The sequence below is a fragment of the Pseudomonas laurentiana genome, assembly GCF_014648275.1.
GTDB classification, from domain to species: domain Bacteria; phylum Pseudomonadota; class Gammaproteobacteria; order Pseudomonadales; family Pseudomonadaceae; genus Aquipseudomonas; species Aquipseudomonas laurentiana.
Window position 1 is genome coordinate 1 of record NZ_BMQU01000035.1, and the last position, 26004, is coordinate 26004.

Here is a 26004-nt window from a genome sequence, read left to right on the forward strand (position 1 = left end):
AATTTCGGAATTAGCGCGCTCCGATTTTTTAACTAGCTGTTGCACTTGCTCCTTGAGGCCGCCATGCCTTGACGTGGAAAAAAATTATTTGGTGTGGGGCACTGTTGAAGCATTGGTTTCAGCATACAAAGTTTTGAACGAAAATGGTGATATAGTACCTGATGATGTGGCTCAGGAGATATCAAGAAGACGCCAGGTGTCCTTGAGAAAGTTTTTTCATGATAATGATTTGTTGTGTGTTAAAGCTTTCGATGATGAGGGGCGTCTAATAGATAGATGCTATTATAAGGAGGATTTTACTGACGAGGGTGAAGAGTTGCGTAAGCGAAAAGTTGACTCTTGGATAAAAGCTAAGGCTTCCTCAAAGGCTCCACCAGATCTAAGGATCTTGGAAAAAGCGCTCGCAGAAATACGAACCAGAAAGTGATAGATATGTGGTGGTAAGCATCATCGCTAACGAATAAGTTCATAATAAATCGGACTGGGCTCAGCACAAAGGCATCCAGAACCCGCTACGGTTTCAGGGGCAATACTACGACCACGAGACGGGCCTGCACTACAACCGCTATCGGTACTATGATCCCTTGGTCGGGCGGTTTATCAGCAAGGACCCGATTGGCTATGCGGGTGGGCTGAACCTGTATGTGTATGCGCCGAATCCGGTTTTCTGGATTGATCCGTTTGGGTTGGCGAAGAAGACATACCAGACATATATGAAACTCAATCCAGCTACTGAGCAGGTCTATTCTGGTCGAACATGTGGGTGTGACTTGCCAGAGGTTAATGTCGCGAGGCGAGATAGCGGTCACCATATGAACAAGCAGGGATATGGTCCAGCGATTCTTGATAAAAGCTCGGAGAGTGTAGATGCAAGACGTGGTCGAGAGCAGCAGCTTATTGAGGCTAATGGGGGAGCTAAATCAATGGGTGGGACATCAGGTAGCGCTATAAATAGTATATCGCCAAAAAATAAAAAACTTAAACACTATATTGATTCGGCTAATGGTGAGTTTGGAGAGTGAGTATGGGTAGGAAGGGGTGGGTGAAGGGTGATTTTTTGAGAATTGATCTAGGTAGTGGAAGTTTCGCCTTTGCTCGGGTTTTAGATTTTCCATTGGTTTTATTTTACGATGCTCTGGCGGAGAAGAGGCTCTCGATTAATCAAATTGTAGCTTCAAGGGATCTGTTTAAAATATGGGTTATGAAAAGCACATTTTCATCCAAGAAATGGGAGGTGATAGGTAACTCTCCTCTGGATGCAAGTCTTTTTGAAAGTCCGGTTTTTTTTAAAGTTGATCCTATTAGTAAAAAGTACTCTCTTTACCAAGGAGGTGCAGAGGTTTCGGCGTGCCGAGAACAGTGTGAGGGGTTAGAACGAGCTGCTGTGTGGGATCCTGTGCATGTGGAGGATAGGTTGCGTGATTATTTTAACGGTGTTCCTAATAAATGGGTGGAGTCATTGAGGTTGCCAATTAAATAACGGGGGTGGTTTTCTCCATAAAGCTAAGTCAGCACTGAGTATAGTGATAGGCATAAGTCACTTGGGTGATATTGGAGAGGATTGTAGAAAGCTTCCAGGCCGATGTTCAAAAGTTACCTGTTGACTATTCGGCGCGCGCAGCACAAGGCCTGGGGAGAAACCCAGGTCCAGTACTCGGACTGGGCCCAGCACAAAGGCATCCAGAACCCGCTACGGTTTCAGGGGCAATACTACGACCACGAGACTGGCCTGCACTACAACCGCTATCGGTACAATGATCCCTTGATAGGGCGGTTGGGTGAAAAAAGAATCCTCCTGATATGAGCATTTTGGAAAAAGCCTTAGCAGAAATCAGAGCTGCAAAGTGATGTTGCTGCTGGACAATTAATAGGAAATAACTTTGTAAGAAAAGAGGTGACACGATGAAGGACATCATCCGCTTAGGCGATACCACCAACCATGGTGGCGCTGTACTTGAGGCTTTCACCCATACTAACCTCAATGGCAAGCCCATTGCGGGTATCGGTCATAACGTCAGTTGCCCGCTCTGCAAGGGCATTTTCCCCATAGTCGAAGGCAGCAGTATCTACACCGTAGAGGGTGTGCCCGTCGCACTTAATGGCATGAAAACTGCCTGCGGAGCCAGTCTGATTGCCAGCGGTCCACGGGGCGCCGCCATTCGCTAGCCTCGTGGTTTTGTATGTTGGATCTCACTCATCACAACACCTATGGCCTAGGAGCACCGCCCGGGCAGCGTCATGCCGGAACGATATTTTCTTAGCTATTTTCGTTGATTTAAAGAAAATTCCTACGTCTCCATAGGAAGCATCCTCTTTAAGGAAATATCCATAGAGGGGATATTCTTCTCGGTGTCAGGCTTTTTACTTTCAGGCTGATAATTTTTACTGGCATGGCCGACGCCTGTTTACTGCTGTTTTTATTATTTAAAAATCGGTGCGCTCGGTTTTGCAGTTGTGTGCACCCAGAAGATTGATTCGCTTTTGTGAAGTTGGTGAATGTCTTACTCGACTAAACTTTCCGCTCGTTACCTTGATCTTGCCAGGCGCGCTGTATCACCAGGGTGCTTTGGGGGAGAGGATGCCCGCTTTTCGGTTGAGTTCGAGGCGTTGGAGAGTGAGCTGGGCAAAGCGCAGTCCATGCATGAAAGCGGCCAGGTCGACTGGGCGGCAGTACTTGAGCGTAGCGAAACGCTGTTGCGCGATCAGTCCAAGGACCTGCGGGTCGCTGTCTGGTTGACGTGGGCGCTGTATCAACGTGAGGCTTTCCCAGGGCTTTTGGCCGGGATTGGTTTGTTGCATGTGTTGTGCGAGCAGTACTGGGCGGATATCTATCCACAGAAGCCGCGCACTCGCAGTGCAGCCATGCGTTGGTTGGTGTCGCGCCTTGATCAGGTCTTGAGCGAGAGCATCCCGATCAAGGAGCAGCGACCATTGTTCCGCTGCATGCTTGAGCATCTGGACGCGTTGGAAAAGGCGCTGACGGCACAGTTGGGTGACGATGCACCATTGCTGTTGCCTATCTGTCGACGCCTGAACAGCATGCTTCAACGTGCCGATGATGATCGGCATGAGGCCAGTGCGGTCGGTGCGGTGGTGGCTCAGGTCAAGCAGGCGACGGCGCAGCTCTTTACGCCGGGTTCGCCGATCGACAATGAAAAGGACGCCCATAAAGCCCTGCGTGCTCAGCAGGAAAGCGCACGTCCGCTGTGCGCCTGGTGGCTGCGTCAGAAATCGACTGATCTTCGTGCCTTGCGCCTGAACCGCACGTTGCTGTGGTTGCCGATTGATGGGGTACCCGAGCGCAATACCGAGCAGGTCACTGCGTTGCGCGGGCTGCCGATCGACAAGTTGAAGGCGTATCAGGAGCGGTTTGAGCAGGGCCAGTATGCCGATCTGCTGCTGGAGCTGGAGGCCAGCCTGGCTAAGGCGCCGTTCTGGTTCGACGGCCAGCGCCTGGTCTGGGAGTGCCTGCAGGCGTTAGGTGCTGAGCAGGCGATGCGTGAGGTGGAAGTTCACTTTTCTTTGTTACTGCAGCGCCTGCCGGGCGTAGTCGAGTTGCGTTTTTACGACGGTACACCCTTTGCCGACCCCGCCACTCGGCGCTGGATCAGTGCGCAGGTGATGCCTCATCTGCAGAGCGCCGATGTGCCACGCAAGGTTGAAGTCGGTGCCGACCAACCCGCCTGGGAAGACGCATTGGATGCTGCCCAGCCAATCCTGCGCAAGGACGGTCTGAAGGCTGCCGTACAACATCTTAAACAAGGCTTGAGAAATGCCCATGGAGGGCGCACGCGTTTTTTTTGGCAGTTGAGCATGGCTCGACTGTGCTTCACGGCCAAGAAGTACGAGTTGGCCAAGACGCAGCTCGAAACCCTCGATCAGGAACTCCAGCGTTCGGGCCTGCATGCCTGGGAGCCTGACCTTGTACTTGAGGTTCTGCATCTGCTGCACGGCTGCTGTGAGTTGCTGCCGCAGAACCATGCCGTACGCGAGCGCAAGGAAGAGATTTATCGACGGCTGTGCAATCTCGATCTTGAAGTGGTACTCGAATAGGCCCAAGGGCCGCAACCGAAAGGAGAAACACCATGGCCAAAGAAGGCTCGGTAGCCCCGAAGGAGCGCATCAACGTCACCTTCAAACCTGCTACAGGCGGAGCTCAGGAGGAGATCGAACTGCCGCTGAAGTTGATGGCGATTGGTGACTATACCCAGCGAGTGGACGAGCGCAAGGTTGAGGACCGCAAGCCGATCAGTATCGACAAAATGACCTTTGATGAAGTGCTGGCCAAGCAGGAGCTGAGCCTGACGCTGAGTGTGCCTAACCGCCTGCAGGACGACAGCGACACTGAAGAGCTGGCCGTGCAGTTACGGGTCAACTCGATGAAGGACTTCAATCCGGCCAGCCTGGTTGAGCAAGTCCCGGAGCTGAAAAAGCTGATGGAGCTACGTGATGCGCTGGTCGCTCTCAAAGGTCCGCTGGGTAACGCACCGGCCTTTCGAAAAGCTATCGAAGGTGTGCTTGCCGACGATGAGTCGCGTGCACGTGTACTGGGTGAGCTTGGGTTGAACACTGCCCCGACCCAGGACGCCTGAGCCTCCCATTTGCCAAGGAAGTCATCGCCATGAGCAGCACTGCGACACAACAGAACAGCCCTGAAAACAGCACGTACAGCATTCTCGACAGCATTATCGCCGAAACCCGCCTGACGCCCGACGATGATGCCTATGGCATCGCCAAACGCGGGGTGTCAGCGTTTATTGAGGAGTTGCTGAAGCCGCACAATAGCGGCGAGCCGGTGAAGAAAGCCATGGTCGATCGCATGATTGCCGAGATCGATGCCAAGCTCAGCCGTCAGATGGATGAAATTCTTCACCATGCCGATTTCCAGTCGCTGGAGTCTGCCTGGAGAGGCCTGCAGTTGTTGGTGGAGCGCACCAACTTTCGCGAAAACATCAAGATCGAAATTCTCAACGTTTCCAAGCAAGACCTGCTGGATGACTTCGAGGACTCGCCCGAGGTAATGCAGTCAGGCCTGTACAAGCATATCTATACGGCGGAGTACGGTCAGTTTGGTGGGCAGCCGGTGGGGGCGATCATTGCCAACTACTTCCTCTCACCCAGCGCTCCCGACGTCAAACTGATGCAGTACGTCTCCAGTGTTGCCTGTATGTCGCATGCGCCTTTCATCGCCGCTGCCGGGCCGAAGTTTTTCGGTTTGGAGAGCTTTACCGGCTTGCCAGACTTGAAGGACTTGAAGGATCACTTTGAAGGCCCACAGTTCGCCAAATGGCAGAGCTTCCGGCAGTCCGAGGATGCGCGTTACCTTGGCCTGACGCTACCGCGCTTCTTGTTGCGTAACCCCTATGATCCACAAGAAAACCCGGTGAAGTCGTTTGTATACAAGGAAACCGTAGCCAACAGTCATGAGCACTATCTGTGGGGTAATACGGCTTATGCCTTTGGTACCAAGCTGACCGACAGCTTTGCCAAGTTCCGCTGGTGCCCGAACATCATCGGTCCGCAAAGCGGCGGCGCAGTGGAGGACCTTCCGTTGCACCACTTTGAAAGCATGGGCGAAATCGAGACCAAGATTCCTACCGAAGTGCTGGTGTCTGACCGTCGCGAATATGAGTTGGCCGAAGAAGGCTTCATTTCCTTGACCATGCGCAAGGGCAGCGACAATGCCGCATTTTTCTCTGCAAGCTCGGTGCAAAAGCCGAAATTTTTTGGCATCAGCGCGGAAGGCAAGACGGCAGAGCTGAACTACAAACTTGGCACCCAGTTGCCGTACATGATGATCGTCAATCGTCTGGCTCACTATTTGAAAGTGCTGCAGCGCGAACAGATTGGTTCATGGAAAGAACGCACCGACCTCGAACTGGAGCTCAACAAGTGGATTCGGCAGTACGTCGCTGACCAGGAGAACCCCAGTGCAGAGGTACGGGGGCGGCGCCCGTTGCGAGCCGCTCAGATCGTTGTCAGCGATGTGGAAGGTGAACCGGGCTGGTACCGGGTGAGCCTGAATGTGCGTCCGCACTTCAAGTACATGGGTGCTGACTTTACGTTGTCACTGGTGGGCAAACTGGACAAAGAGTAAACGGGAGCGAGGCCATGAACGGAAACGGCAGCCTTTTTGAGCGCCTTGGTGGTGAGGCCGACAAACGCATTGGCTGGAGCCGGGAGGCGTGCCTCATGGCTTCGGTGGCGGCCCATCTGGCGAAGATGCTCAGTACCCGTGCGGGCAGCGTACAAACACTTTCCGATTATGGCCTCCCGGATCTCAACGACATGCGTCTGAGTTTGCACGATGCCCTGAGTCAGGCCCGCAGCGCCATTGAGCTTTTTATCGAGGCTTATGAGCCGCGCCTCTCCTGCGTGCGGGTGGTTTCCCTGCCGCGTTGCCACGATCAACTCATGTTGTCCTTCAGTATCGAAGGGGTGCTTGAAGTAGAGGGTGTCAAACGGCAGGCCAGTTTCTCCGCGTGCCTCAATGGCAGCGGTCAAGTGAGCGTGACCTGATCATGGATGAAAAACTGTCGAGGATACCTGTCCTGTATGTACCAGGTATGAGGACGCTCACGGAGCAGACTGACAGGCGGATAAGCCGTGTCCTTTAATCATTACTACCAGAGTGAACTGACTGCGCTGCGTCAGTTGGGGCGCCGTTTCGCTGAGCGTAGTCCGGCTTTGGCGCCTTTTCTGGGGCAGGCTGGGCGAGATCCGGATGTGGAGCGTCTGCTTGAAGGGTTTGCATTTCTGACTGGGCGTCTACGCCAGAAGCTCGATGACGAACTTCCAGAACTCAGTCATTCGCTGATGCATCTGCTGTGGCCAAACTACATGCGGCCGCTACCTGCCTTCAGCATTCTACAGTTCGACCCGATGGAACGCCCCGGTCCGGCCTTTCGGGTGGAACGCCATACGGCAGTGAAAAGTCACCCTGTCGATGGTGTGCAATGTCGTTTCCGCACCTGTTATCCAACCGATGTGCTGCCGTTGAGGCTGAGTGCCTTGAACTACTCGGTCAAGGGCGATGGGGCGCTGCTGGGCTTGCGCCTGGATATGACCAGCGAAGGCCATGTTGGCGAGTTGAACCTGAGGCGGTTGCGGCTTTTTCTGACCGGTGATGACCGTTACATCCCCCAGATGCTCTACCTCAGCCTGTTACGCAATCTGGACCATGTTGACCTAGTGCCGCTGGACAGCGATGGCAAACCGCTTGTCACTGCTGCGGGTGAGCTGAAAATGCTCACGCTACCGGGCGATCGGGTGCAGCCGGTCGGGTTTGCCGAAGAAGAGGCACTGATTCCCTACCCGTTGAACACCTTCCGTGGCTATCGCTATCTGCAAGAGTACTTCGCCTTTCAGGACAAGTTCCTGTTTGTCGACCTTGATGGGCTTGAGGTGCTGCAGACACTACCGCAGGCATTGTTGGCGCAGATGCGAGGCTTGGAGCTGCGTTTTGATATCCGCAAGAGCGGTATCCAGCGCCTGCGGCCTACGCAGGACAACGTGAAGCTCTATTGCACGCCGATTGCCAACCTGTTTAACCACGATGCCTTGCCGATTCGTCTTGATGGCAAGGAGGATGAGTACCTGCTGCTGCCAGCCAGCTATGACCTTGAGCACTGCGGGGTATTTTCGGTGGACCGGGTGGCAGGCTGGAGCACAGGAGGCGTTGGCTACCGGGACTATGTGTTGTTTGAGTCCTTCGAGCATGACGCCAGCTTCGATGTACCGCAGAGCCGCCCGCACTACAGTGTTCGGCAGCGTTCATCACTGTTGCATGAAGGCCTGGATACCTACCTGAGCTTCGCCATTCGTCAGGCTGAAGTGCAGGAAACACTGTCCATTGAACTGACCTGTACCAACCAGAACCTGCCGCGCCGCCTCAAGCTGGGGGACATTTGCCTGACCTGCGAAGGAACGCCGGAGTTTCTCAGCTTCCGCAATATCACCCTGACGACCTCGAGTTTTGCGCCACCGTTGAACCGCGACTTTCTCTGGAAACTGATCAGCAACATGTCGCTCAACTACTTGTCGCTGGCCAATGTCGAAGCGCTCAAGGTGATTCTCGAAACCTATGACTTGCCCCGTTATTACGACCAGCACGCGGAGAAAGTCAGTAAGCGGTTACTGGGGGGACTCAAGTCGATCCATCATCAGCCGGTGGATCGGCTGCACCGTGGACTGCCCCTGCGTGGATTGCGTACCGAACTGACCATTGACCCGGAGGGTTACATCGGAGAGGGCGATCTGTTTGTTTTCGCTTCGGTTCTGAACGAGTTTTTTGCGCTTTACGCCAGCCTCAATTCTTACCATGAGTTACGAGTGAAAAGTACACAAGGAGAGGTGTACCAATGGATTCCGCGAATGGGGCTACAGCCCCCGCTTTAACAGGCTTGAGCCTGGCAATTCGAGAGTACTCGCTGTTTCAGGCGGTGTTGTTGGTGATCGACCGACTGCGTGCGTATCACCCGCAGTTGAGTGATGACGAGCTTTACGAACAGATGGAGTTTCAGGCCAACCCAAGCCTGGGCTTCCCGGGCAGTGACATCGAGCAGGTTGAGTTTTTTTACGAGCACGGGACGCTGCGGGCGCGGTTGCGGTTCAACCTGATCAGCCTCTTTGGTTCCGGATCGCCGCTGCCAGCGTTTTACGGTGAGCAGGCATTGGGTGACGGCGAGGAGGGTAATGCAACACGCCACTTCCTGGACCTTTTTCACGATCGCCTGCAGCGTTTGATGTTGCCCATCTGGCGCAAGTATCGCTATCGGGCGAGCTTCAAGAGTGGTGCGCTTGACCCGTTTTCCGAACAGTTGTTCGCCCTGATCGGGCTAGGCGGCAGGGATATTCGCGAAGCTCGCGAGCTGAACTGGAAGCGTTTGTTGCCTTACCTCGGCCTGCTCAGCCTGCGGGCGCATTCGGCAGCGCTGATCGAGTCGGTGCTGCGTTACTACTTCAAGCATGCGCACTTGGTGATCGAGCAATGCATCGAGCGCCGCGTCGACATTCTTGATGAGCAACGTAATGGCCTTGGTCGGTTCAACAGCCGGTTCGACGAAGACCTGGTGCTTGGCGAATGGGTGCGTGATCACAGCGGCAAGTTTCGTATCCATATTCGTCAGCTCGACTGGACACGCTTTCACGAGTTCCTGCCGATTGGAGCCGGTTATCAGCCGCTGTGTGCGTTGGTGCGGTTCACGCTGCGTGACCCTCTGGATTACGACATCCGCCTGGTCCTGCGCAAGGAGGAAATCCGCGAACTGCGCATTGGTGAACAGAACGCCTGTCACCTGGGTTGGACCAGTTGGTTGGGGCGTGAGCACGCTGACGGCGTGGTTACCTTGGGCAGCAAAACTCACTAAGGACAGAGGCCTCATGATCAACGTAGATCTGCAACAACTTATCCAGGCGCTGGATGCTGAAACCCGCCGAGACCTTGAATGTGCAGCAGAGCGTTGTGTTGCTCGCGGTGGTAGCAGGGTGCTGGTCGAGGACCTGCTATCGGGTTTGTTGGCGCGGCCGCAAGGCTTGCTTGTACGCGCATTACAGGATGCAGAAATAGACGCTGGCGAGCTGAGTGCCGTACTGCAGGTGAAGGCCGAGCACAATGCTTCGCGTAACCCTGTGTTCGCGCCGGAACTGGTGCAATGGCTTCAGGATGCCCTGCTTGTGGCAAATCTGGAGCTGGGGCAGAGCCAGGTCGAGCAGGCAGCATTGATTCTCGCCATGGTCCGTAACCCGTTGCGCTATGCCGGTAGCGGCTATCAACCGTTGCTGGCCCGGTTGAACATCGAGCGCCTGAAGGCATTCGTCCTGTCGCAACAGGGGCCTTCTGCGCAGGAAAAACCGGTTGCCGCGGGTGAGTCATTGCTGCAGCGCTTCACCCATAACCTGACGCAGCAGGCGCGTGACGGGAAGCTTGACCCGGTACTGTGTCGAGACGCTGCGATCCGTCAGATGGTCGATATTCTGGCGCGTCGGCGCAAGAACAATCCGATCGTGGTGGGTGAGGCCGGTGTCGGCAAGACTGCGGTTGTAGAGGCCCTGGCTTCGCGCATTGTTGCTGCAGAGGTGCCGGCGGCGCTTCAGGGGGTCGAGCTGCTGTCGCTGGACATGGGGCTTCTGCAAGCGGGTGCCAGCATCAAAGGTGAATTCGAGCGCAGGCTTAACGGTGTGATCGACGAGGTCAAGGCTTCGCCGAAACCGATCATTCTGTTCATCGATGAAGCGCACACCCTGATTGGTGCGGGTGGCAATGCCGGAGGCTCAGATGCGGCCAACCTGCTCAAACCTGCATTGGCCAGGGGCGAGTTACGCACCATTGCTGCCACTACTTGGGCGGAGTACAAAAAATACTTTGAGAAAGACCCAGCTCTGGCGCGGCGCTTTCAGCCTGTGCGACTGCATGAGCCTACCGTCAGCGAGGCGGTGACGATCCTGCGTGGTCTGGCCCAGGTCTATGAGAAAAGCCACGGTATATACCTGCGTGATGATGCAGTGGTGGCTGCTGCCGAGTTGTCGGCGCGTTACCTGGCCGGTCGACAGTTGCCGGACAAAGCCGTCGATGTGCTCGATACCGCGTGCGCGAGGGTTCGTATCAGTCTGGTGGCTGCACCAGAGTGCCTTGAGCTGCTGCGGGGCAAGCAGGCCGAAGGTCATCGGCAGTATCAGGCGTTGCGCCGTGATGCCGAGGCCGGCTTGGTTGTCGATCAGCCTGCACTGGATACGCTGCAGGTGCATCTGGCCGAACTGGACGAAGAGCGGCAGCGACTTGAAGCACGCTGGCATCAGCAGCGCAGTTTGGCCGAACGCCTTCTGGCGCTTCGACAGCAATTGGCCGAGGCGCGCGATATCGGTTTGCACATGCAGGCTCAGGACGTGGATGCGCAGCACCGCATCGAGACATTGGAGGTCTCGCTCCATGACGCTCATCATGCCTTGTGTGAGGCGCAGACCCTGGAGCGTCTGGTCAGCTTTGAAGTGTGTCCCCGCTTGGTGGCCGAAGTGATCAGCGCCTGGACAGGTGTGCCGTTGGCCCAGCTGGCCCAGGAACATAATGCCAAGGTCTCTTGCTTTGCTGCCGACCTGCGAGCACGCATTCGGGGTCAGGAGCAGGCCGTGCATGCCCTCGACCGCGCGATGCGTGCCGCTGCCGCAGGCCTGAACAAACCGGATGCACCCGCAGGGGTATTTTTGCTGGTAGGCCCCAGCGGTGTCGGCAAGACCGAAACCGCATTGGCGCTGGCCGACTTGTTGTATGGCGGCGAGCGTTTCATCACCACCATCAACATGTCCGAGTTTCAGGAAAAACACACGGTGTCTCGCCTGATCGGGGCGCCGCCGGGCTATGTGGGGTATGGCGAGGGCGGCATGCTCACTGAGGCGGTCAGGCAGAAACCCTATTCGGTGGTGCTGCTCGATGAAGTCGAAAAGGCCGACCCGGATGTCCTGAACCTGTTCTATCAGATCTTCGACAAGGGGGTGGCCAATGACGGCGAGGGGCGTGAAATAGATTTCCGCAACACCCTGATTCTGATGACCTCGAACCTGGCCAGCGAGCGTATCAGTGCGCTTTGCCTGCACGGTGAGCGGCCCAGTGCAGAGGCGCTGGAAGAGGCCATCCGACCAACGCTGAGTCAGCATTTCAAGCCAGCGTTGCTCGCGCGTATGCGTGTCGTGCCGTACTACCCGATGGATGCTGCGGTGCTTCGTGAACTGGTAGAAATCAAGCTGCAGCGTCTGGGCGAGCGCTTGCACAGGCGGCAAATGGTGTTCAGCCATTGCCCCCGTCTGGTTGATCACTTTGTGCAGCGTTGTACCCGAAGTGATAGCGGTGCGCGTTTGATTGATCACTTGCTGGATCGGTATCTGTTGCCGCATGTAGCTGACCGTCTGCTGGAATCGATGGCCACCGGTGAGCATCTCTCGCGGGTGCATGTGACGCTCGACCCTGACGCAGGCGTTGTGTGTGAGTTTGCCTGAGGCGTCGCCGATGTTTACGCAAGTAGCGCAACCCTTGGTCTATGCCGAGGCCGTGCTGGCTCGATATGCCAGTTTGTCGCGCATGGCGGATGAAGGCGCGCTACTGGCTGAGTTCGTACGAGCGACCGCTGAGCTCAGTGGTTGTGAATTGAGTCAGGTGTACCTGCTCGATGCCACGCATACCTCGCTGGGGTTGAGCGCAGAGTGGCTGGATGGCGTTCTCCAGCCACGGGAAGCAGCCGAGTTACCGGCGGACTACAACGGTGAGCAACTGTTGCAGTTTGCGCTGTGCCAAAACCGTGAGGTCAGTATCAGTGACCTGAGCAGTGATATCCACGACATCAGTTTTCTTCCTCGGCAAGCCACGCTCTGGCGCTCGCTGTTGTGCGTGCCGTTGAGCAACCGTGATCAGGCGGTTGCAGGCCTGATCTTATGCGCCAGCCGCGTCTCGGTTGATCTGCAGGGGTTTGCCGGTTCCCTGAGGGCACTTGGAGGTTTTGTGCTGGATCAGTTGCATCTCTTGCAGCGGGTGCTGCGGTCAACGTGTGAGGCGTCGCCAAGGGTTGAGCCGGTCGTCTGTTCAGGTGCTTATGGCTTGATTGGCAGGAGCACAGCGATGCGCCATACCTATCAGTTGATCAGCAAGGTGTTGCACACCCCTTACACGGTATTGCTGCAAGGCGAGACGGGCACTGGCAAGGAAGTGGTGGCACGGGCAATTCATGATTACGGCCCGCGTAGTTCAAAGGCGTTTATCGCACACAATTGTGCGGCACTTCCGGAGAGCCTGTTGGAGAGCGAACTGTTCGGCTATCGCAAGGGGGCTTTTTCCGGTGCTGATACTGATCGTGCGGGGCTGTTCGCGGCTGCCGATGGCGGCACGCTGTTGCTGGATGAAGTTGGGGACATGCCACTTGCTCTTCAGGCCAAGCTACTGCGAGTGCTGCAAGAAGGGGAGATTCGTCCGCTGGGCGCCAACCAGGCGCAACGGATCGATGTGCGGATCATTGCGGCAACGCACCGTGATCTTTCGGCACGGGTTAGCGAAGGGACGTTTCGTGAGGACCTTTACTACCGTCTGGCACAGTTTCCCATCACGCTACCGGCACTGCGCCAGCGTGAAGGTGATCTGCGCGAGCTGGCTTTACATTTCGCTGACAAGGCCTGCGCAATTCTGCAGCGCGAGCCGTTGAGGTGGTCCGATGCGGCATTTGAACACCTTGGTGCATACAGCTTCCCGGGCAACGTCAGAGAACTCAAGGGCCTGATCGAGCGGGCAGTGTTGCTGTGCGAAGGCGGTGAACTGCGTAGCGAGCACTTCACCTTGAACCTTGACACCTTGCCGCAGGCACCCACCCGTAGCCTGCGTGAACGCCTGGATCAGGTCGAGCGCCGATTGTTGCTTGATTGCCTTCACAAGCACGGTGGTAACCAAACCCTGGTGGCGCGTGAGCTCGGCTTACCGCGTCGCACCCTGTTGTATCGGCTTGGACGCCTGAGCATCCCGCTGGGTGGTTCTGACAGTTAGCGAAACATGACTTTTTACCTTCTCGCCTTTCCGGGTGTCCTGGAAGGACTGGGGTTTTGCACGCGCGTTTTAAGGAGACTTCTTGATGTCTGTTCGTCATTGGCCCTCTGTGTTGCTGGCATTGGTTGTTCTAGGCGGCTGTAGCGGCAACTACAAATTCAACGACAACGCCTACCGCCCGCTGGGTGACCCGCAGGCACTCAATCGCGGCAAGTGACCGCAAGGAGCCTCATCATGGAACTGATTTTCGATTGGCTGAATCCGCCCCAGCCTGCTGCCGATGTGTCCTTCAGCAGAACCTTTGGGGAGTATGGGGGGGTGATCGGGCGAGCAGGAAATTGTTACTGGCCCCTGACTTGCGCTGCGCTCACATTGTCGAAGCAGCATGCGTTGATCACCTTCGACAATGGCATATTCAAGCTGATTGATATCAGCACCAACGGTACGTTGGTCAAGGACAGTGGCCAACGGTTGCGCGCGGGTGAGTCGCTGGCGATTGAACATGGCTTCACGTATGTCGTGGGCGACGCTGAGCTCCGTGCAACGCTGGTGGGCATGACGGCGGAAAAGCCCGAACCGGCTGAGCCTCGACCACAGTCAAGTCATCACATTCCACAGGGCGCGTTGTTCAACTTCGATCTGCCTGACGCTGAAGATGGAGACGAAGACGATCAGGTCTATGCGGAATTCGAACGGTTGGCCGGGGGATTGGCCTCGTCAGATCCTGTGCTTCCAAGCGCTGACTACGCCTCCGTCACCCATGAACATTTGCGTTTGCCGACACTGCAGTCGCCTGAGGAAATGGCTTCTCCTGAAGGTCGCGCCGTGACTCAGAACGTGCGATCCGAAGGGTTTTGGACGCGGTTTGGGCTGGCGCTGGGCATGGATCTTGAGGTGCTTGATGAGCCAGGTCGTGAAGCGCTGGCGGTCAAGGTTGCGGGGTTGTTCCGGCAGAGTGTCGAGGGTATCCAGCAAAGCTTGCAGACGCGCAGTGAACTGAAGGGGGAGCTGCGCCTGGCCTTGACCTCTGTCCAGGGCATCAGCCGTAACCCGCTCAAGCACACTGCGGATGCCAGCGAGGCGGTGAGCCTCATGCTGTCACCGAAAAGGCCAGGGCAATTGCCTGCTGATCAAGCACTGGCCTTTGCGTATCACGAACTGCAGGCGCATCAGGTGGCCTTGCTCGGCGCTACGCGGACGGCACTGCGCAGTGCCCTTCAGCATTTCTCGCCACAACAGTTGACCTTGCGTTTCGAGCGTGAGGGGAACCAGCCGCTGATTGCGACCTCGGGCAGTCGCTGGAAAGCCTATGGCCGTTACCACCATGCACTGTGTCAAGACGATGAGTGGAGTGAGCGCTTGCTGGCGCGTGACTTCGCCCTGGCTTACGAAGAGCAGGTTCGTCTGATCGCCACCCTCAATCGCCAACATCAAGGATGATGCGTATGCCCCGTGTTTACTCGTGTTCCAAGGCGTTTGCCGTGTTGATGGCACTGCTGCTACTGGCAGGTTGTGCCGCGCTTTCGCCCTACTCGAACCTGACCAAGCTGGACCTCAAATTGACGGCCAGCGATCAGCTCAATCCAGACCTCAACGGTCGCCCGTCGCCGGTCGTCGTGCGACTGATGGCGCTCAAGCATCCGGTCGCGTTCGAGAACGCGGACTTTTTCAGCCTCTATGAGCGTGCCAGGGAGAGCCTCGCATCAGATTTGTTGGCCAGTGAAGAGCTGGAGTTGCGACCGGGTGAAACCATAGCGCTCAAGCTCAGTGTCGAACAGGGGAGTCGCTATGTCGGTGTGGTTGCTGCTTATCGCGATCTGTCGCAAGCCCGTTGGCACTACGTGGTTCCGCTCTCGCCCGAGGCCTTGACCGAGGTTGAACTGGTGCTTGCTCAGGCAGGCATTCGCTCCCGTAACGACTCTTTAGCAAGCACGGATAACTGACCATGAACAGGGACAAAGTCATTTGGCAGGAAGGCATGCTGCTGCGTCCGCAGCACCTTCAGCACAACGACCGTTACTACGACTACCAGATGAGAAGCCGAACCCAGTTGCTGGGCAGTTACATGTGGGGGTTTCTGCGGCTGGAGATCGATCTGCAGTTTCTTAAAATGGGGAAACTGGCGATTAGCCTGGCGTCCGGCATTTTGCCAGATGGCACTCTGTTTGAACTGGGGGGCGAGGGACAGCCACTGGTACTGGATGTTCCGCCGAACACAGGGAATACACCGGTATACCTGGCACTGCCACTGATCACTGGTAATCACATCGAGGCTCGACGTCCGGAGCATTCCGATGTGCTGGCACGTTACACCCACTACGAAACTGAGGTGGCCGATTCCAATGCCGGCGGCGAATCCAGCAGCATGATCAGTTGCGCGCGTCCGGATTTTCGCTTGCTGCTGGGTGAGCAACAGAGCGATCAGGCTTATGTAAAGCTGAAAATATGCGAAGTCTTCGACACGTCCCCGGATGGCGCGATCACCCTGGCAGAGCATTTCGTACCAACGTTCATCAATGCACAGGCGTCTGGCTATTTGCTGTCCTGCCTGAAGGAAGTCATCAGCCTGTTGGCCCATCGGGGGGACGCCCTGGCCGATCGAATCCGCTCCAACGGCAAGGTGGGCGGTGCCGAGGTGGGGGACTTCATGATGCTGCAGTTGATCAACCGAACCGAGTTGGTATTGCGTCATTTTCTGGATATCGAACAGGTGCACCCAGAAGCCTTGTACCGCACGCTACTCTCGATGCTCGGCGATCTGGCAACCTTTTCCAGCGAGGACAAGCGCCCGCGGTTGGACAGCCGTTATCAGCACAGTGACCAGGGTGCCAGCTTTCGCAATGTGATGGACGCCATTCGCCAGGTACTGTCGATGGTGCTTGAGCAGCATGCCATTGAGCTTGAGCTGCAAGTGCGTCAATACGGTGTTCTGGTTTCGCCACTGCATGACCACACGTTGCTGGACTCGGCGTCGTTTGTGCTGGCAGCGAGCGCCCATTGTGACGGTGACGAACTGCGCCAGCGTTTACCCGCGCACCTCAAGGTCGGTGCGGTGGAGCAGATTCGACAGTTGGTCAACCTGCACCTGCCGGGTCTCAAGGTCAGGCCATTGCCAGTGGCTCCCCGGCAAATTCCATTTCATGCCAACAAGAGCTACTTCATCCTGGAGCTCAGCCTTGAAGAGCGTTCTCAACTGGAGAGCTCCGGTGGTTTCGCCTTTCATGTGTCGGGCGAGTTTGCCGAGCTTGAACTGAACTTCTGGGCTATCAGGAATTGAACGGCATGAGTGAAGAAAAGGGCCTTCATCTGGACCGGACCGTTCTTGCCAGTTCCGACAATGGCAGCCTGCCGGATGGGGCGCCGTTGACCGACAAGGCTGACGCCGTACGTGTCGAGGAGCTTGATGGACGGTTGGTTTTCAGTGCCCGTGCGCGCCCGTCCCACAGCTTTACCCTGAGCCTCAACACCTTGGTTGCTGCGGCCTCCGACGTGCTGTCCGAGGTCATCAGGATCAAACAGAGTCGTGTTGGTGAAGATCTCACGTTGCTTAACGAACGCCTGACGCGCCATATCACCAACTTTGAGCATCGTGCGGGTCAGCTTGGGGTAGAAAGCCGTCAGGTCATGATGGCCCGCTATGTACTGTGCACCGTGGCCGACGAAGCGGTGGTCACTACATCGTGGGGTGTCGACAGCGACTGGTCGCAGAAGAGTTTGCTCAGCACCTTCCATAGCGAAACCTTCGGTGGTGAGAAGTTCTTCTTGCTGCTTGAGACCTTGCTGAAAAGTGCAGCCAAGCAATTGCAGATGCTGGAGTTGATGTACCTCTGCCTGGCGCTCGGGTTCGAGGGCAGGTACCGAGTGGCAGACCGTGGCATGCAGGGGCTCGACAGCATTCGCGACGACCTTTACCAGCGCATCCGCCAGTTACGTGGTGATGTGCCGCGCGAACTCTCGCCGCAATGGCAGGGCTTGGGCAATCAGCGGCGAAATCTGGTGCGCATCGTGCCGACCTGGATGGTTGCATTGTTCACGTTGGTCAGCCTGGGGGTGATGTATTCGGGCTTTGCCTGGGTGCTTGGCGAACAGCGTGAGCGTGCGCTGCAGCCTTATCTGCCGACAGATCCGACGACAGTTCAGCTTCCGCCGCCTTACAGAGACATGCCATGAAAACCTTTTTCGAAAACATGCGTACCTGGCTCTCCAGAACCTGGGTCTGGTCGCTTTTGCTGGTGCTGAGCCTGGCGATGCTGGTGTGGTTTGTCGGGCCACTGCTGGCGGTTGATGACTACAAGTTCTGGGCGTCGGCGACCTCCCGTTCGTTGAGTATCAGTGGGTTGTTCCTGCTGTGGGGCCTGGGTCTGGTGTTCAGTGACTGGCGCGCCAGTGTACGTAAGCAGTTGGCCAAAACGCTCGAGGACAGCGAGGCGCGTCGCAACAGTCGAGCGGAGATTGAAACACAGAGGCGCGAATTGACTCGCCGCTTCAAGCAGGCATTGCGTACCTTGAAAACGTCGAGCCTGTACCGGGGGCGTAGTGAGCGATGGCGCAGCGACTTGCCGTGGTACATGCTGATTGGTCCCAAGGCCAGTGGAAAAACCAGCCTGCTGGCCCTTTCAGGGCTTGAGTTCCCACTCAATACCATTGACCGCAAGGCACATCGCACTGCCGTCAGTACCCAGCACTGCGACTGGTACTTTGCCGATCAGGGGGTCTTGATTGATACCTGTGGGCGCTATCTCGAGCAATCGCAGGTGGCTGTCGATGCCGGCGCCTGGTTTAGCTTGCTTCGCCTCTTGCGTAACCGTCGACGCAGCCGCCCGCTGAACGGCGTGCTGGTGACGGTGCCGGTAAATGCCCTGCTGAGCGCTGGCAAAGACGATTTCATGGCCATCGTGCAGCAGGTTCGCAGTCGCCTGCATGAAATTCGTCAACAATTGCATGTCGACTTTCCGGTTTACCTGGTCTTGACCAAGGCCGATCAACTGCCGGGTTTCGAGGCTTTTTTCCATCACTTGACGCACGAAGAGAGCCAGCAGGTGCTGGGCAGTACCCTGCGTGAAAATCAGGACGGAACCGATACTGGTGTACTCCGTGAGGAGTTTGAAGCACTGCTGCACCGTTTGAACAACCAGGTGATTCCGCGCATGCACCTTGAGCGTGATATCGAGCAGCGTGGGTTGATTCTCGATTTTCCGAATCAGTTGGGGCCGCTGGGTGACGGCTTGTGTGAGTTCGTCCAGAAGACGTTTCGCGGCAATCGCTATCAGCAAGCCATTCCGTTACGCGGTTTTTACCTGACCAGCGCTGCACCCGCGCCGACCCAGGCTAGCGCACCGATCAAACAGCAGGCGCGTATCGATTTGCCGGCGGTCGCGTCTACAGGGCAACCGCGGTTTATCCATCACGTGTTCAGCAAGGTCATTTTTCCCGAAGCCGATCTTGCCGGATTGGACAAGCGTGAGCGCCGCCGTATTCACTGGGGGCAACGTGCCGTTTACGGTATTGCACTGACGGCGCTGGCGGGGCTTGGCCTGTTGTGGAGCAGTGGTTTTTCGGCCAATCACGAGCGCTTTGAACAGGTGCGTGAACTGGCCAGGCAATGGGCAGCGCAGGACTCACACGCGCTGGCGGCGAACGAGCCGGAAACCTTGCTCAAGGCACTTGACCTGCGCTTTGCCGCAACCCAGGTGTTTCCGTCGGATGAGCACGTCTCAGCCTTTGAGCGTACAGGGCTGTATCAGGGCGATGCCAGCAATCCATCGCTCACTGCAGCATACGAGCGTGAGCTGGAGGGGCGTCTGTTGCCTTGGCTGGCAACGCAGCTTGAAGGGCAGGTCCGTGGCAGCCTGAAAGACCGTGAGCGCTTGCTCAACAACCTGCGTGCCTACCTGATGCTGAACGTGACAGGGCGTCGTGATGCGGCCTGGCTCAAACAATGGCTGGCGTCAGAGTGGTCTGTACGTCATGCCGGTAACACGGCGCTCCAGGAAGGCCTCAATGCCCATCTTGAACGCTTGCTGGCCCGGCCGTTCAGTTATCCGCTCAACGATACGTTGGTCGGTCAAGCGCGCCATGTGTTGCGTGGCGAGTCTCTGGCCAATGTGGTCTATCGTGTGTTACGCGAACAGGCGCGCAGCATGCCGGATTATCGCTTGAGCCAGCACCTGGGCTCACAGGGCGGCTTGTTTGTCGGGGCCGATCATGTGATTCCGGGTTTCTACACCCAGCAGGGGTATCAGCAGTACTTTGTGCTTCACGGCAGCCATCTGGTGACCGATATCCTGCGTGACAACTGGGTCTTGGGTGAGGGCAGCGATATCAGTGCCATGGACTTGCGCCGGTTGCTGGTGGAGCTTGAACAACGTTATTTCCGCGACTATGCCAACTACTGGGGGGATGCGGTCGGTCGGGTTGCGTTACGGCCGTCGAATGATGCAGGCGAAGCGGCCGAGTTGCTGGCCGGGCTGATTTCGGCCAACTCGCCAGTACTGCAACTGCTGCAGGAAGTACGAGAAAACACGCGTTTTGCCTTGGTTGCCGAGATACAGGGCAGCGTACCGGCACTTGCGGAAAACTCAGGTGACAAGGCCGGTGCGCTGGGCAAACTGGCCACAGCTGCTGCCGGTCAGGCCCAGGGTGCGTTGGCCAAGGCGCTTCCGGACACGGCAAAGCAGGCGCTGCAGCGGCGTTTTGAACCCCTGCACCGGTTACTTGATAGTAACAATGGCCCGGCCGGTGACCTGACGCCGGCCTTGAATGCGCTGAACGACGTGCAGTTGCAACTCGCAAGCCTGGCTCGCGCCAGTGCGCCCGAGCAGGCTGCATTTGACATGGCCAAGGCCCGCATGAGCGGCCAGCGCGATGCCTTGAGCAGCTTGCGCAACGCGTCGGGGCGTTTGCCGCGGCCGGTCAGTGCCTGGTTCAGCGTGCTGGCCGAAGACAGTTGGCGTCTGGTGCTTGACGATACCTACCGTTACTTGAATCAGCGATACCAGAGCGAGTTGTACAGCTTTTATCGCAAGGCGGTCCACAAGCGCTACCCGTTTGACGCCCACAGCGCCAGTGATGTTGCGTTGACTGACTTTCGCGAGTTCTTCAAAGCCCAGGGGATTGCCGAGCGCTTCTTCGAGACGTACATGAGGCCCTTCGTCAGCGGTGATCCTGGCCGCTATCGCCTGCGCAGCATCGATGGCCGGAGTTTGCCCGCCTCCAGCACCTACCTGGATCAAATGGCTGCGCTGCAGGTGATTCGACAGAGCTTTTTCGCCCAGAACCCGAACGAGCCCGAAGTGCAGTTCAAGTTTGAACCCTACACCCTCGATCCGTCCGTGAGCCGTGCCGAGTTCCGCTTTGGCAATCAGGTTGTTGAATACCGCCATGGTCCCATCGTGCCAACGGCGTTCATCTGGCCGACCGATGCACAAGGAGGGCGTAGCAGCCTGGTGCTTGAGCGTGCGGTTGGACGACCGATCGGCATCGAGAAGAACACCGGGCCCTGGTCCTTGTTCCGCTTGTTTGATCTGATGCAGACCGAGTACCTCAGTGGTCGTGATGTCGTGGTGCTCAAGGCTGACGTAGGTGGCCTGCGGGCCAACTACCTGTTGATGAGTCAACGCACGCCGAATCCGTTTGATATGAGCGTCTTGCGTACCTTTCGCATGCCGGTACAGCTCTGATGTCGGCTGAAGCACTGTGGCGCAGCCTGGGACGTACCGACATTGGCAAGGTGCGTGAGAGCAACGAAGACGCGTTCCTCGACTGCCCCGAGCACGGGCTCTGGGTGGTTGCGGATGGCATGGGTGGCTACGAGTGTGGTGGCTTGGCCAGTCAGTTGATCGTATCCAGCCTGGCTGCGCTGCCGCTGCTGCCGAGCCTTGATGAGCGGGTCAAGGCGGTACGCCAGTGCCTGCACTGGATCAACCGGCGCCTGAACCAGGAGCTGACCGTTGCGCAGGGGCACGCTGAGCGCATCATGGGCAGTACAGTCGTCACCTTGTTACTGGAGGGCCGTCGTGCGGCGTGTATCTGGGCAGGCGACAGTCGCTGTTACCTGTGGCGGGAGGGGTGCCTGTACCAGTTGTCCAGGGATCATTCGTTGCAGCAGCAGTTGATTGAACAGCAACAGATGAGCATCGAACAGGCGCGTGCCCATCCGTCGGCGAGTGCCTTGACCCAGGCGGTCGGGGCTCGGGCGCAACTGACCTTGGACATGCTTGAGTTCAACGTCTGTCCCGGCGACACCTTGCTGCTGTGTACCGACGGTCTCCATCAGGCGTTGGGGTGTGAGGTACTGGGCAATGCGCTAAGTCGTTCAACACCGCAAGGCGCGCTGCAACAGTTGTTCGATGTCGCGCTGTCTGGTCGTGCGCAGGACAACCTGACAGCGGTGGTGATTCGTCGATGAGTGAACGTGCGAGCGAGGCTGGCCTTCACTCGGCCTTTGTCGGTGCCGATCAGGTTCAATGCGCACCTGCAAGTGTCCGTGGCAAGGCGCTGCCTGACGTGGTGGCCGGGCGTTACCGCATCGAGCGCCTGCTCGGTGTCGGTGGCATGGGGTGTGTCTACCGTGCGCGGGACTTGTTGCATGAGCAGTTCGGCGATCCCGCGCCCCTTGTTGCGCTGAAGTTTCTCGCAGACAGCCTCGACCAGTCGCCAGATGGCGCGGCGCTGTTGTACAGCGAGTTCGCGCTTACCCGGCACCTGTACCATCCGAATGTCGTGCGCCTGTACACCTTTGAGGTCGACACCGATTGCCAGCGTGCCTTTATCAGCATGGAGCTGATGCAAGGCCTGACGCTGGACAGGCTCCTCTGCGAGCATCCACTGGGGCTGCCGTGGAAAATGTTGCGCAGTATTGCCTTGCCGCTGCTTGATGCCGTGGTTCATGCGCACCGGCGCGGTGTGCTGCACGCTGATCTTAAACCCAGCAATGTGATGCTCTGTGACGACGGTCCGCGCTTGTTCGATTTTGGCCTTGGGCAAGCCGAGGAGGGGATGCCAGGTCTCGCACGCTTGAGTCGAACCCGTTTCAACGCCTGGACCCCGGGGTATGCCGCCGCTGAATTGCTGGAGGGGGCAGCGCCATCCGCTTGCTCCGATGTGTTTGCGTTGGCCTGTGTGCTTTATGAGCTGGCCGGTGGCAAGCATCCCTACCGTCGTTTGCCTGCAACCCAGGCCCGCACCGAAGGCCTGGAGCGAGAACTGCGTGCGCCGAACACGCTGCCCAGGCATTGCTGGTCGGCCCTGCGCACCGCGTTGGCGTTGGATGCATCACGGCGAACCATGACCGCTTCCGAACTGCACGCTGCTTTGAGCCGCGTGCCGTTTTGGCGGGCGCGTTGGCAAGGGCGGTGGTGGTGACGCCAGCATAGCGCGTGGATTCACATCGGAAACAGCGCGGCATGCCGAGTGGCTGGAACTCACTTTCAGACGCGTCCTACATCCTTCCGGAAACGTCTCTGGTAGCGTTGTTTCCCTCTTGGATTCGGGCTGTTTGCGTACGCGCAAACACCCTGCTTATCGAACTTGCGAAAGGGACAACGGATGTTCGCTTGCGCCAATCAAACCGCGTTCAGCCTGACGTTCAACGACGTCGATCACGACTTCAAGGTGCTGGCTTTCAGTGGCGAGGAAGCCATCAGCACGCCCTATGCCTTTGAGGTGGCGCTGGTCAGCGAGCGTGCCGATCTGTCGCTTGAGCACGTGCTGCACAAACAGGCATTTCTGGCGTTCAATGATCAGGGGGCAGGCATTCACGGGCAGGTGTTCCGCATCGTGCGGGGTGAGTCCGGCAAACGCCTGACCCACTACCATCTGACGCTGGTGCCGCAACTGGCCTACCTGGCGCTGCGCCGCAACCACCGCATCTTTCAGCAGCGCACCCTGGAGCAGATCATTGCGCAGGTGCTGAAAGACCACGGCATCCTCAGCAATGGCTACCAGATGCATCTGGAGAAGACTGCCACTGTGCGTGAGTACTGCGTGCAGTACGGCGAAACCGACCTGCATTTCATTCAGCGGCTATGCCATGAGGCGGGTGTGAGTTATCGCTTTGCTCATCGCCCTGATGGTCATGTCGTGGTGTTCAGTGACCATCAAACCTTTTTCCCCAAACTCGGCCGGCCCACGCCTTACCAGCAGGACAAAGGCATGGTGGCTGACGAACCGGTGATCAAACGCTTCGAGGTCCGCCTGGAAGCCCGCGCCCGGCGAGCCACGCTGCGTGACTACGACTTTGAGAAGTCCGGCCATGTGTTGCAGGCCGAGGCGGCGGCGGAGGCCTTGTTTCCAGAGCCAGACCTGGAAGAGTACTGCTACCCCGGAGGCTTCCTGACGGGCGAGCGTGGCAAGCCGCTCAGCCAGCGGACCATGGAACGTCACCGTGCCGACTACCGTCAGGCCGAAGGCCACAGCGATCAACCTGCGCTGGTCAGCGGCTATCTGCTGGAACTCTCCGAGCACCCGCGCAGGGTGTGGAATACCCTATGGCTGCTGACCGCCATCACGCATGAGGGCAAGCAGCCCCAGGTATTGGAGGAACACGTTGCCCACGACGACGGGGGCGAGTTCTCGCAAGGTTACCGTAACCGCTTTACCGCCACACCCTGCGATGTGTTTTACCGCCCGCCGAAGGCCTATCCGAAACCGCGCATACTGGGGAGCCAGACCGCCCGCGTGACTGGCCCGAAAGGCGAAGAGATCTATTGCGATGCCTATGGCCGGATCAAGGTGCAGTTCCACTGGGACCGTGACGGCCAATGCAACGACCACAGCAGTTGCTGGGTACGGGTGGCATCAGGTTGGGCGGGAGACCGCTTCGGCAGTGTCGTCATTCCCCGTGTGGGTATGGAGGTATTGGTCACTTTCCTGGAGGGGGATCCGGACCGTCCGCTGGTCAGCAGTTGCCTACCGAACAGCGTGAATCCGGTGCCGCATGATTTGCCGGCAAGCAGTACCCGCAGCGTCTTTCGTAGCCGCAGTACGACGGGCAGTAGTGGTTTCAACGAGGTGCATATTGAAGACCGCAAGGGCCAGGAACTGATTTACCTGCGCGCCCAGCGTGATATGGAACAGAAGGTCGAGCACAACTGTCGACTGGACGTCGGCCATGAGCGCAAGACCACCGTGAAAGGTAACTGCGTCACAGTCCTGGACGCTGAGCAGCATCACCATGTCAGTGGCGACCGCAAGGTACACCTCAAGGCCAATGACTACCGGCACGTGGCAGACAGCTGTCATACCCGGGTCGGGCAGGTGCTGGTGGTCGAGGCGGGGCAGGAGGTGCACCTGAAGGCGGGGGCCTCCGTGGTGGTCGATGCAGGTGCCTGCCTGGCCCTGAGAGGCGGCGGTCAGCAGGTGGTGATCAGCGCTGGCGGCATCTTCAGCAGCGTGGACATTCAGTTGGGCGGGGCGCCTGCATCCGCCAGACCCGCCAGCCCACTATTGCCGGGTGTGGTCGGTGCGTTGTCGGCGCCTCAGGTACTGGCACAACGGCAGGCTTTATTGGACGCTCCAGCGCGCTCTGAAGTCTGTGAGCGGGCCCGAGCGCAGGCGCAGCCAGCATGATTTCAGAGCGCCCGGCCGACTACCTGTTGATCGATGGCGTGCTCAGGCCGGAAGCCCCGGTCTGGCTGCAGGGTTATCACGAACCGTTGGAGGTTGTACCGCTTTACGCCGGAACGCGCTGGGCCGAGCTGTCGGACCTGGGGCCGATACTGGTGAGGGCCCCCGCGCATTCAGTGCTTCTCCAGGACGCGAGCACTGCAGACAACGGCGGGGCCAACAGCGTCAGCCTGCTGTACAGCGCTCAGCCGATGACGGTGGTGGCGGAGCACCTGCGCCATTTCATCGCGCCGCCCGATACGTTGGGTGGCACTGGCCTGCTGCGTTTCGCCGATCCATTGGTGGCGTACTTCTGGCTGGGCAGCTACCCCGCCGTGCATCTGGATGAGGTGCTGGGGCCACTCGATGCCTGGCAGGTACCTGAGCCCCATCATGCCTGGGAGGTGTGCGATGCCACCTGCTGGCGCACCTTTGTCCGTTCGACAGCGCCGCCGACGTGGCTCGACAAGCACGCGTTGCTCAGTCATGCGCAGCTTGAAGCGCTGGGTAACGCCGGGCGCTGGCGGTTTATCGAGCGGCTGTATGCGCAGCTTGCCCAGTATTTTGCGCCATCGTTGGCTGCGCGTGATCAACGCACCCTCGCGCAGTGGTTTGAAGCTCGCCTGGATGACGGCGAGGCCTGGGGGCTGACGACGGAGCGGAGTCTGGTCATTTGGCTGAAGTACAGCCTGCGCTGGGGCGATGACTTTACTGAGCACCCCGGCAGCCCCTACCGACGTTGGCTGGCACTCAGTCCCGAGGCGTTCAGGCTGTCTGCGGATCAACGCCTGAGGGGGTTGGATGATCACTGCCTGGCAATCGAATTAGACAAGGATGCAACATGAATCAGGAAGCCAGTCAGGCAGAGCTTGAACACGTACGTC

The 26004-nt window shown here is 57.8% G+C and carries 22 protein-coding genes and 2 pseudogenes; all 24 read left to right on the forward strand.

The window, feature by feature from the left end; translation table 11 throughout:
• On the forward strand, nucleotides 1-427 hold a 427-nt coding region (locus tag IE038_RS22480), incomplete at its 5' end, for a hypothetical protein (RefSeq protein ID WP_229775724.1).
• A gap of 46 nt (nucleotides 428-473) precedes the next feature.
• Nucleotides 474-692: pseudogene (locus IE038_RS24735) on the forward strand (RHS repeat-associated core domain-containing protein); the annotation flags it as partial.
• A 120-nt stretch (nucleotides 693-812) separates the two neighbouring features.
• A complete protein-coding gene (locus tag IE038_RS22490; protein WP_189396322.1) occupies nucleotides 813-1022 on the forward strand; it encodes a hypothetical protein in 210 nt (69 codons plus the stop codon).
• A gap of 20 nt (nucleotides 1023-1042) precedes the next feature.
• On the forward strand, nucleotides 1043-1480 hold the full coding sequence (locus IE038_RS22495) for an immunity 26/phosphotriesterase HocA family protein (protein ID WP_189396323.1): 438 nt from the start codon (nucleotides 1043-1045) through the stop codon (nucleotides 1478-1480).
• Between the two features lie 135 nt (nucleotides 1481-1615).
• Nucleotides 1616-1774: pseudogene (locus IE038_RS22500) on the forward strand (RHS repeat-associated core domain-containing protein); the annotation flags it as partial.
• 128 nt (nucleotides 1775-1902) lie between these two features.
• A complete protein-coding gene (locus tag IE038_RS22505) occupies nucleotides 1903-2166 on the forward strand; it encodes a PAAR domain-containing protein (protein WP_163939815.1) in 264 nt (87 codons plus the stop codon).
• Nucleotides 2167-2496: 330 nt separating this feature from the next.
• The gene (gene tssA, locus IE038_RS22510; RefSeq protein ID WP_189396325.1) at nucleotides 2497-4053 is read left to right on the forward strand and encodes a type VI secretion system protein TssA; all 1557 of its coding nucleotides are present in this window, start codon (nucleotides 2497-2499) and stop codon (nucleotides 4051-4053) included.
• Nucleotides 4054-4085: 32 nt separating this feature from the next.
• Nucleotides 4086-4592: a type VI secretion system contractile sheath small subunit gene (tssB, locus tag IE038_RS22515; RefSeq protein WP_189396326.1), complete on the forward strand. Its 507-nt coding sequence runs from the start codon at nucleotides 4086-4088 to the stop codon at nucleotides 4590-4592.
• Between the two features lie 29 nt (nucleotides 4593-4621).
• A complete protein-coding gene (tssC, locus tag IE038_RS22520) occupies nucleotides 4622-6097 on the forward strand; it encodes a type VI secretion system contractile sheath large subunit (protein ID WP_189396327.1) in 1476 nt (491 codons plus the stop codon).
• Nucleotides 6098-6111: 14 nt separating this feature from the next.
• On the forward strand, nucleotides 6112-6519 hold the full coding sequence (gene tssE, locus IE038_RS22525; protein WP_163935719.1) for a type VI secretion system baseplate subunit TssE: 408 nt from the start codon (nucleotides 6112-6114) through the stop codon (nucleotides 6517-6519).
• 87 nt (nucleotides 6520-6606) lie between these two features.
• A complete protein-coding gene (gene tssF, locus IE038_RS22530) occupies nucleotides 6607-8397 on the forward strand; it encodes a type VI secretion system baseplate subunit TssF (protein ID WP_163935722.1) in 1791 nt (596 codons plus the stop codon).
• Nucleotides 8361-9368, forward strand: a complete 1008-nt coding sequence (gene tssG / locus IE038_RS22535) for a type VI secretion system baseplate subunit TssG (protein ID WP_163935725.1) — start codon at nucleotides 8361-8363, stop codon at nucleotides 9366-9368. The genes tssF and tssG overlap by 37 nt, the downstream gene beginning before the upstream one ends.
• 13 nt (nucleotides 9369-9381) lie before the next feature.
• A complete protein-coding gene (gene tssH / locus IE038_RS22540) occupies nucleotides 9382-11988 on the forward strand; it encodes a type VI secretion system ATPase TssH (protein ID WP_163935728.1) in 2607 nt (868 codons plus the stop codon).
• 10 nt (nucleotides 11989-11998) lie between these two features.
• Nucleotides 11999-13516, forward strand: coding sequence for a sigma-54-dependent Fis family transcriptional regulator (locus IE038_RS22545; protein ID WP_163935731.1), 1518 nt, complete (start codon nucleotides 11999-12001; stop codon nucleotides 13514-13516).
• An 85-nt stretch (nucleotides 13517-13601) separates the two neighbouring features.
• On the forward strand, nucleotides 13602-13733 hold the full coding sequence (locus IE038_RS22550; protein ID WP_163935734.1) for a type VI secretion protein: 132 nt from the start codon (nucleotides 13602-13604) through the stop codon (nucleotides 13731-13733).
• A 17-nt stretch (nucleotides 13734-13750) separates the two neighbouring features.
• On the forward strand, nucleotides 13751-14956 hold the full coding sequence (gene tagH, locus IE038_RS22555; RefSeq protein ID WP_163935736.1) for a type VI secretion system-associated FHA domain protein TagH: 1206 nt from the start codon (nucleotides 13751-13753) through the stop codon (nucleotides 14954-14956).
• A gap of 5 nt (nucleotides 14957-14961) precedes the next feature.
• A complete protein-coding gene (gene tssJ, locus IE038_RS22560) occupies nucleotides 14962-15459 on the forward strand; it encodes a type VI secretion system lipoprotein TssJ (RefSeq protein ID WP_163935739.1) in 498 nt (165 codons plus the stop codon).
• Nucleotides 15460-15461: 2 nt separating this feature from the next.
• Complete coding sequence (gene tssK / locus IE038_RS22565; protein WP_189396328.1) at nucleotides 15462-16793, forward strand: type VI secretion system baseplate subunit TssK; 1332 nt, start codon at nucleotides 15462-15464, stop codon at nucleotides 16791-16793.
• A gap of 5 nt (nucleotides 16794-16798) precedes the next feature.
• Nucleotides 16799-17686 carry a type IVB secretion system protein IcmH/DotU gene (gene icmH, locus IE038_RS22570; RefSeq protein WP_189396329.1) on the forward strand — a complete coding sequence of 296 codons (888 nt, stop codon included), beginning with the start codon at nucleotides 16799-16801 and terminating at the stop codon, nucleotides 17684-17686.
• On the forward strand, nucleotides 17683-21195 hold the full coding sequence (gene tssM, locus IE038_RS22575; protein ID WP_163937471.1) for a type VI secretion system membrane subunit TssM: 3513 nt from the start codon (nucleotides 17683-17685) through the stop codon (nucleotides 21193-21195). The genes icmH and tssM overlap by 4 nt, the downstream gene beginning before the upstream one ends.
• On the forward strand, nucleotides 21195-21923 hold the full coding sequence (locus IE038_RS22580; protein WP_163937473.1) for a PP2C family protein-serine/threonine phosphatase: 729 nt from the start codon (nucleotides 21195-21197) through the stop codon (nucleotides 21921-21923). The genes tssM and IE038_RS22580 overlap by 1 nt, the downstream gene beginning before the upstream one ends.
• Nucleotides 21920-22879, forward strand: coding sequence for a serine/threonine-protein kinase (locus tag IE038_RS22585; protein ID WP_163937476.1), 960 nt, complete (start codon nucleotides 21920-21922; stop codon nucleotides 22877-22879). Before IE038_RS22580 ends, IE038_RS22585 begins: the two co-directional genes overlap by 4 nt.
• A gap of 183 nt (nucleotides 22880-23062) precedes the next feature.
• The gene (locus tag IE038_RS22590; RefSeq protein ID WP_189396330.1) at nucleotides 23063-25084 is read left to right on the forward strand and encodes a type VI secretion system Vgr family protein; all 2022 of its coding nucleotides are present in this window, start codon (nucleotides 23063-23065) and stop codon (nucleotides 25082-25084) included.
• Nucleotides 25081-25965, forward strand: coding sequence for a DUF4123 domain-containing protein (locus tag IE038_RS22595; RefSeq protein WP_163937479.1), 885 nt, complete (start codon nucleotides 25081-25083; stop codon nucleotides 25963-25965). The genes IE038_RS22590 and IE038_RS22595 overlap by 4 nt, the downstream gene beginning before the upstream one ends.
• Nucleotides 25966-26004 lie beyond the last annotated feature (39 nt).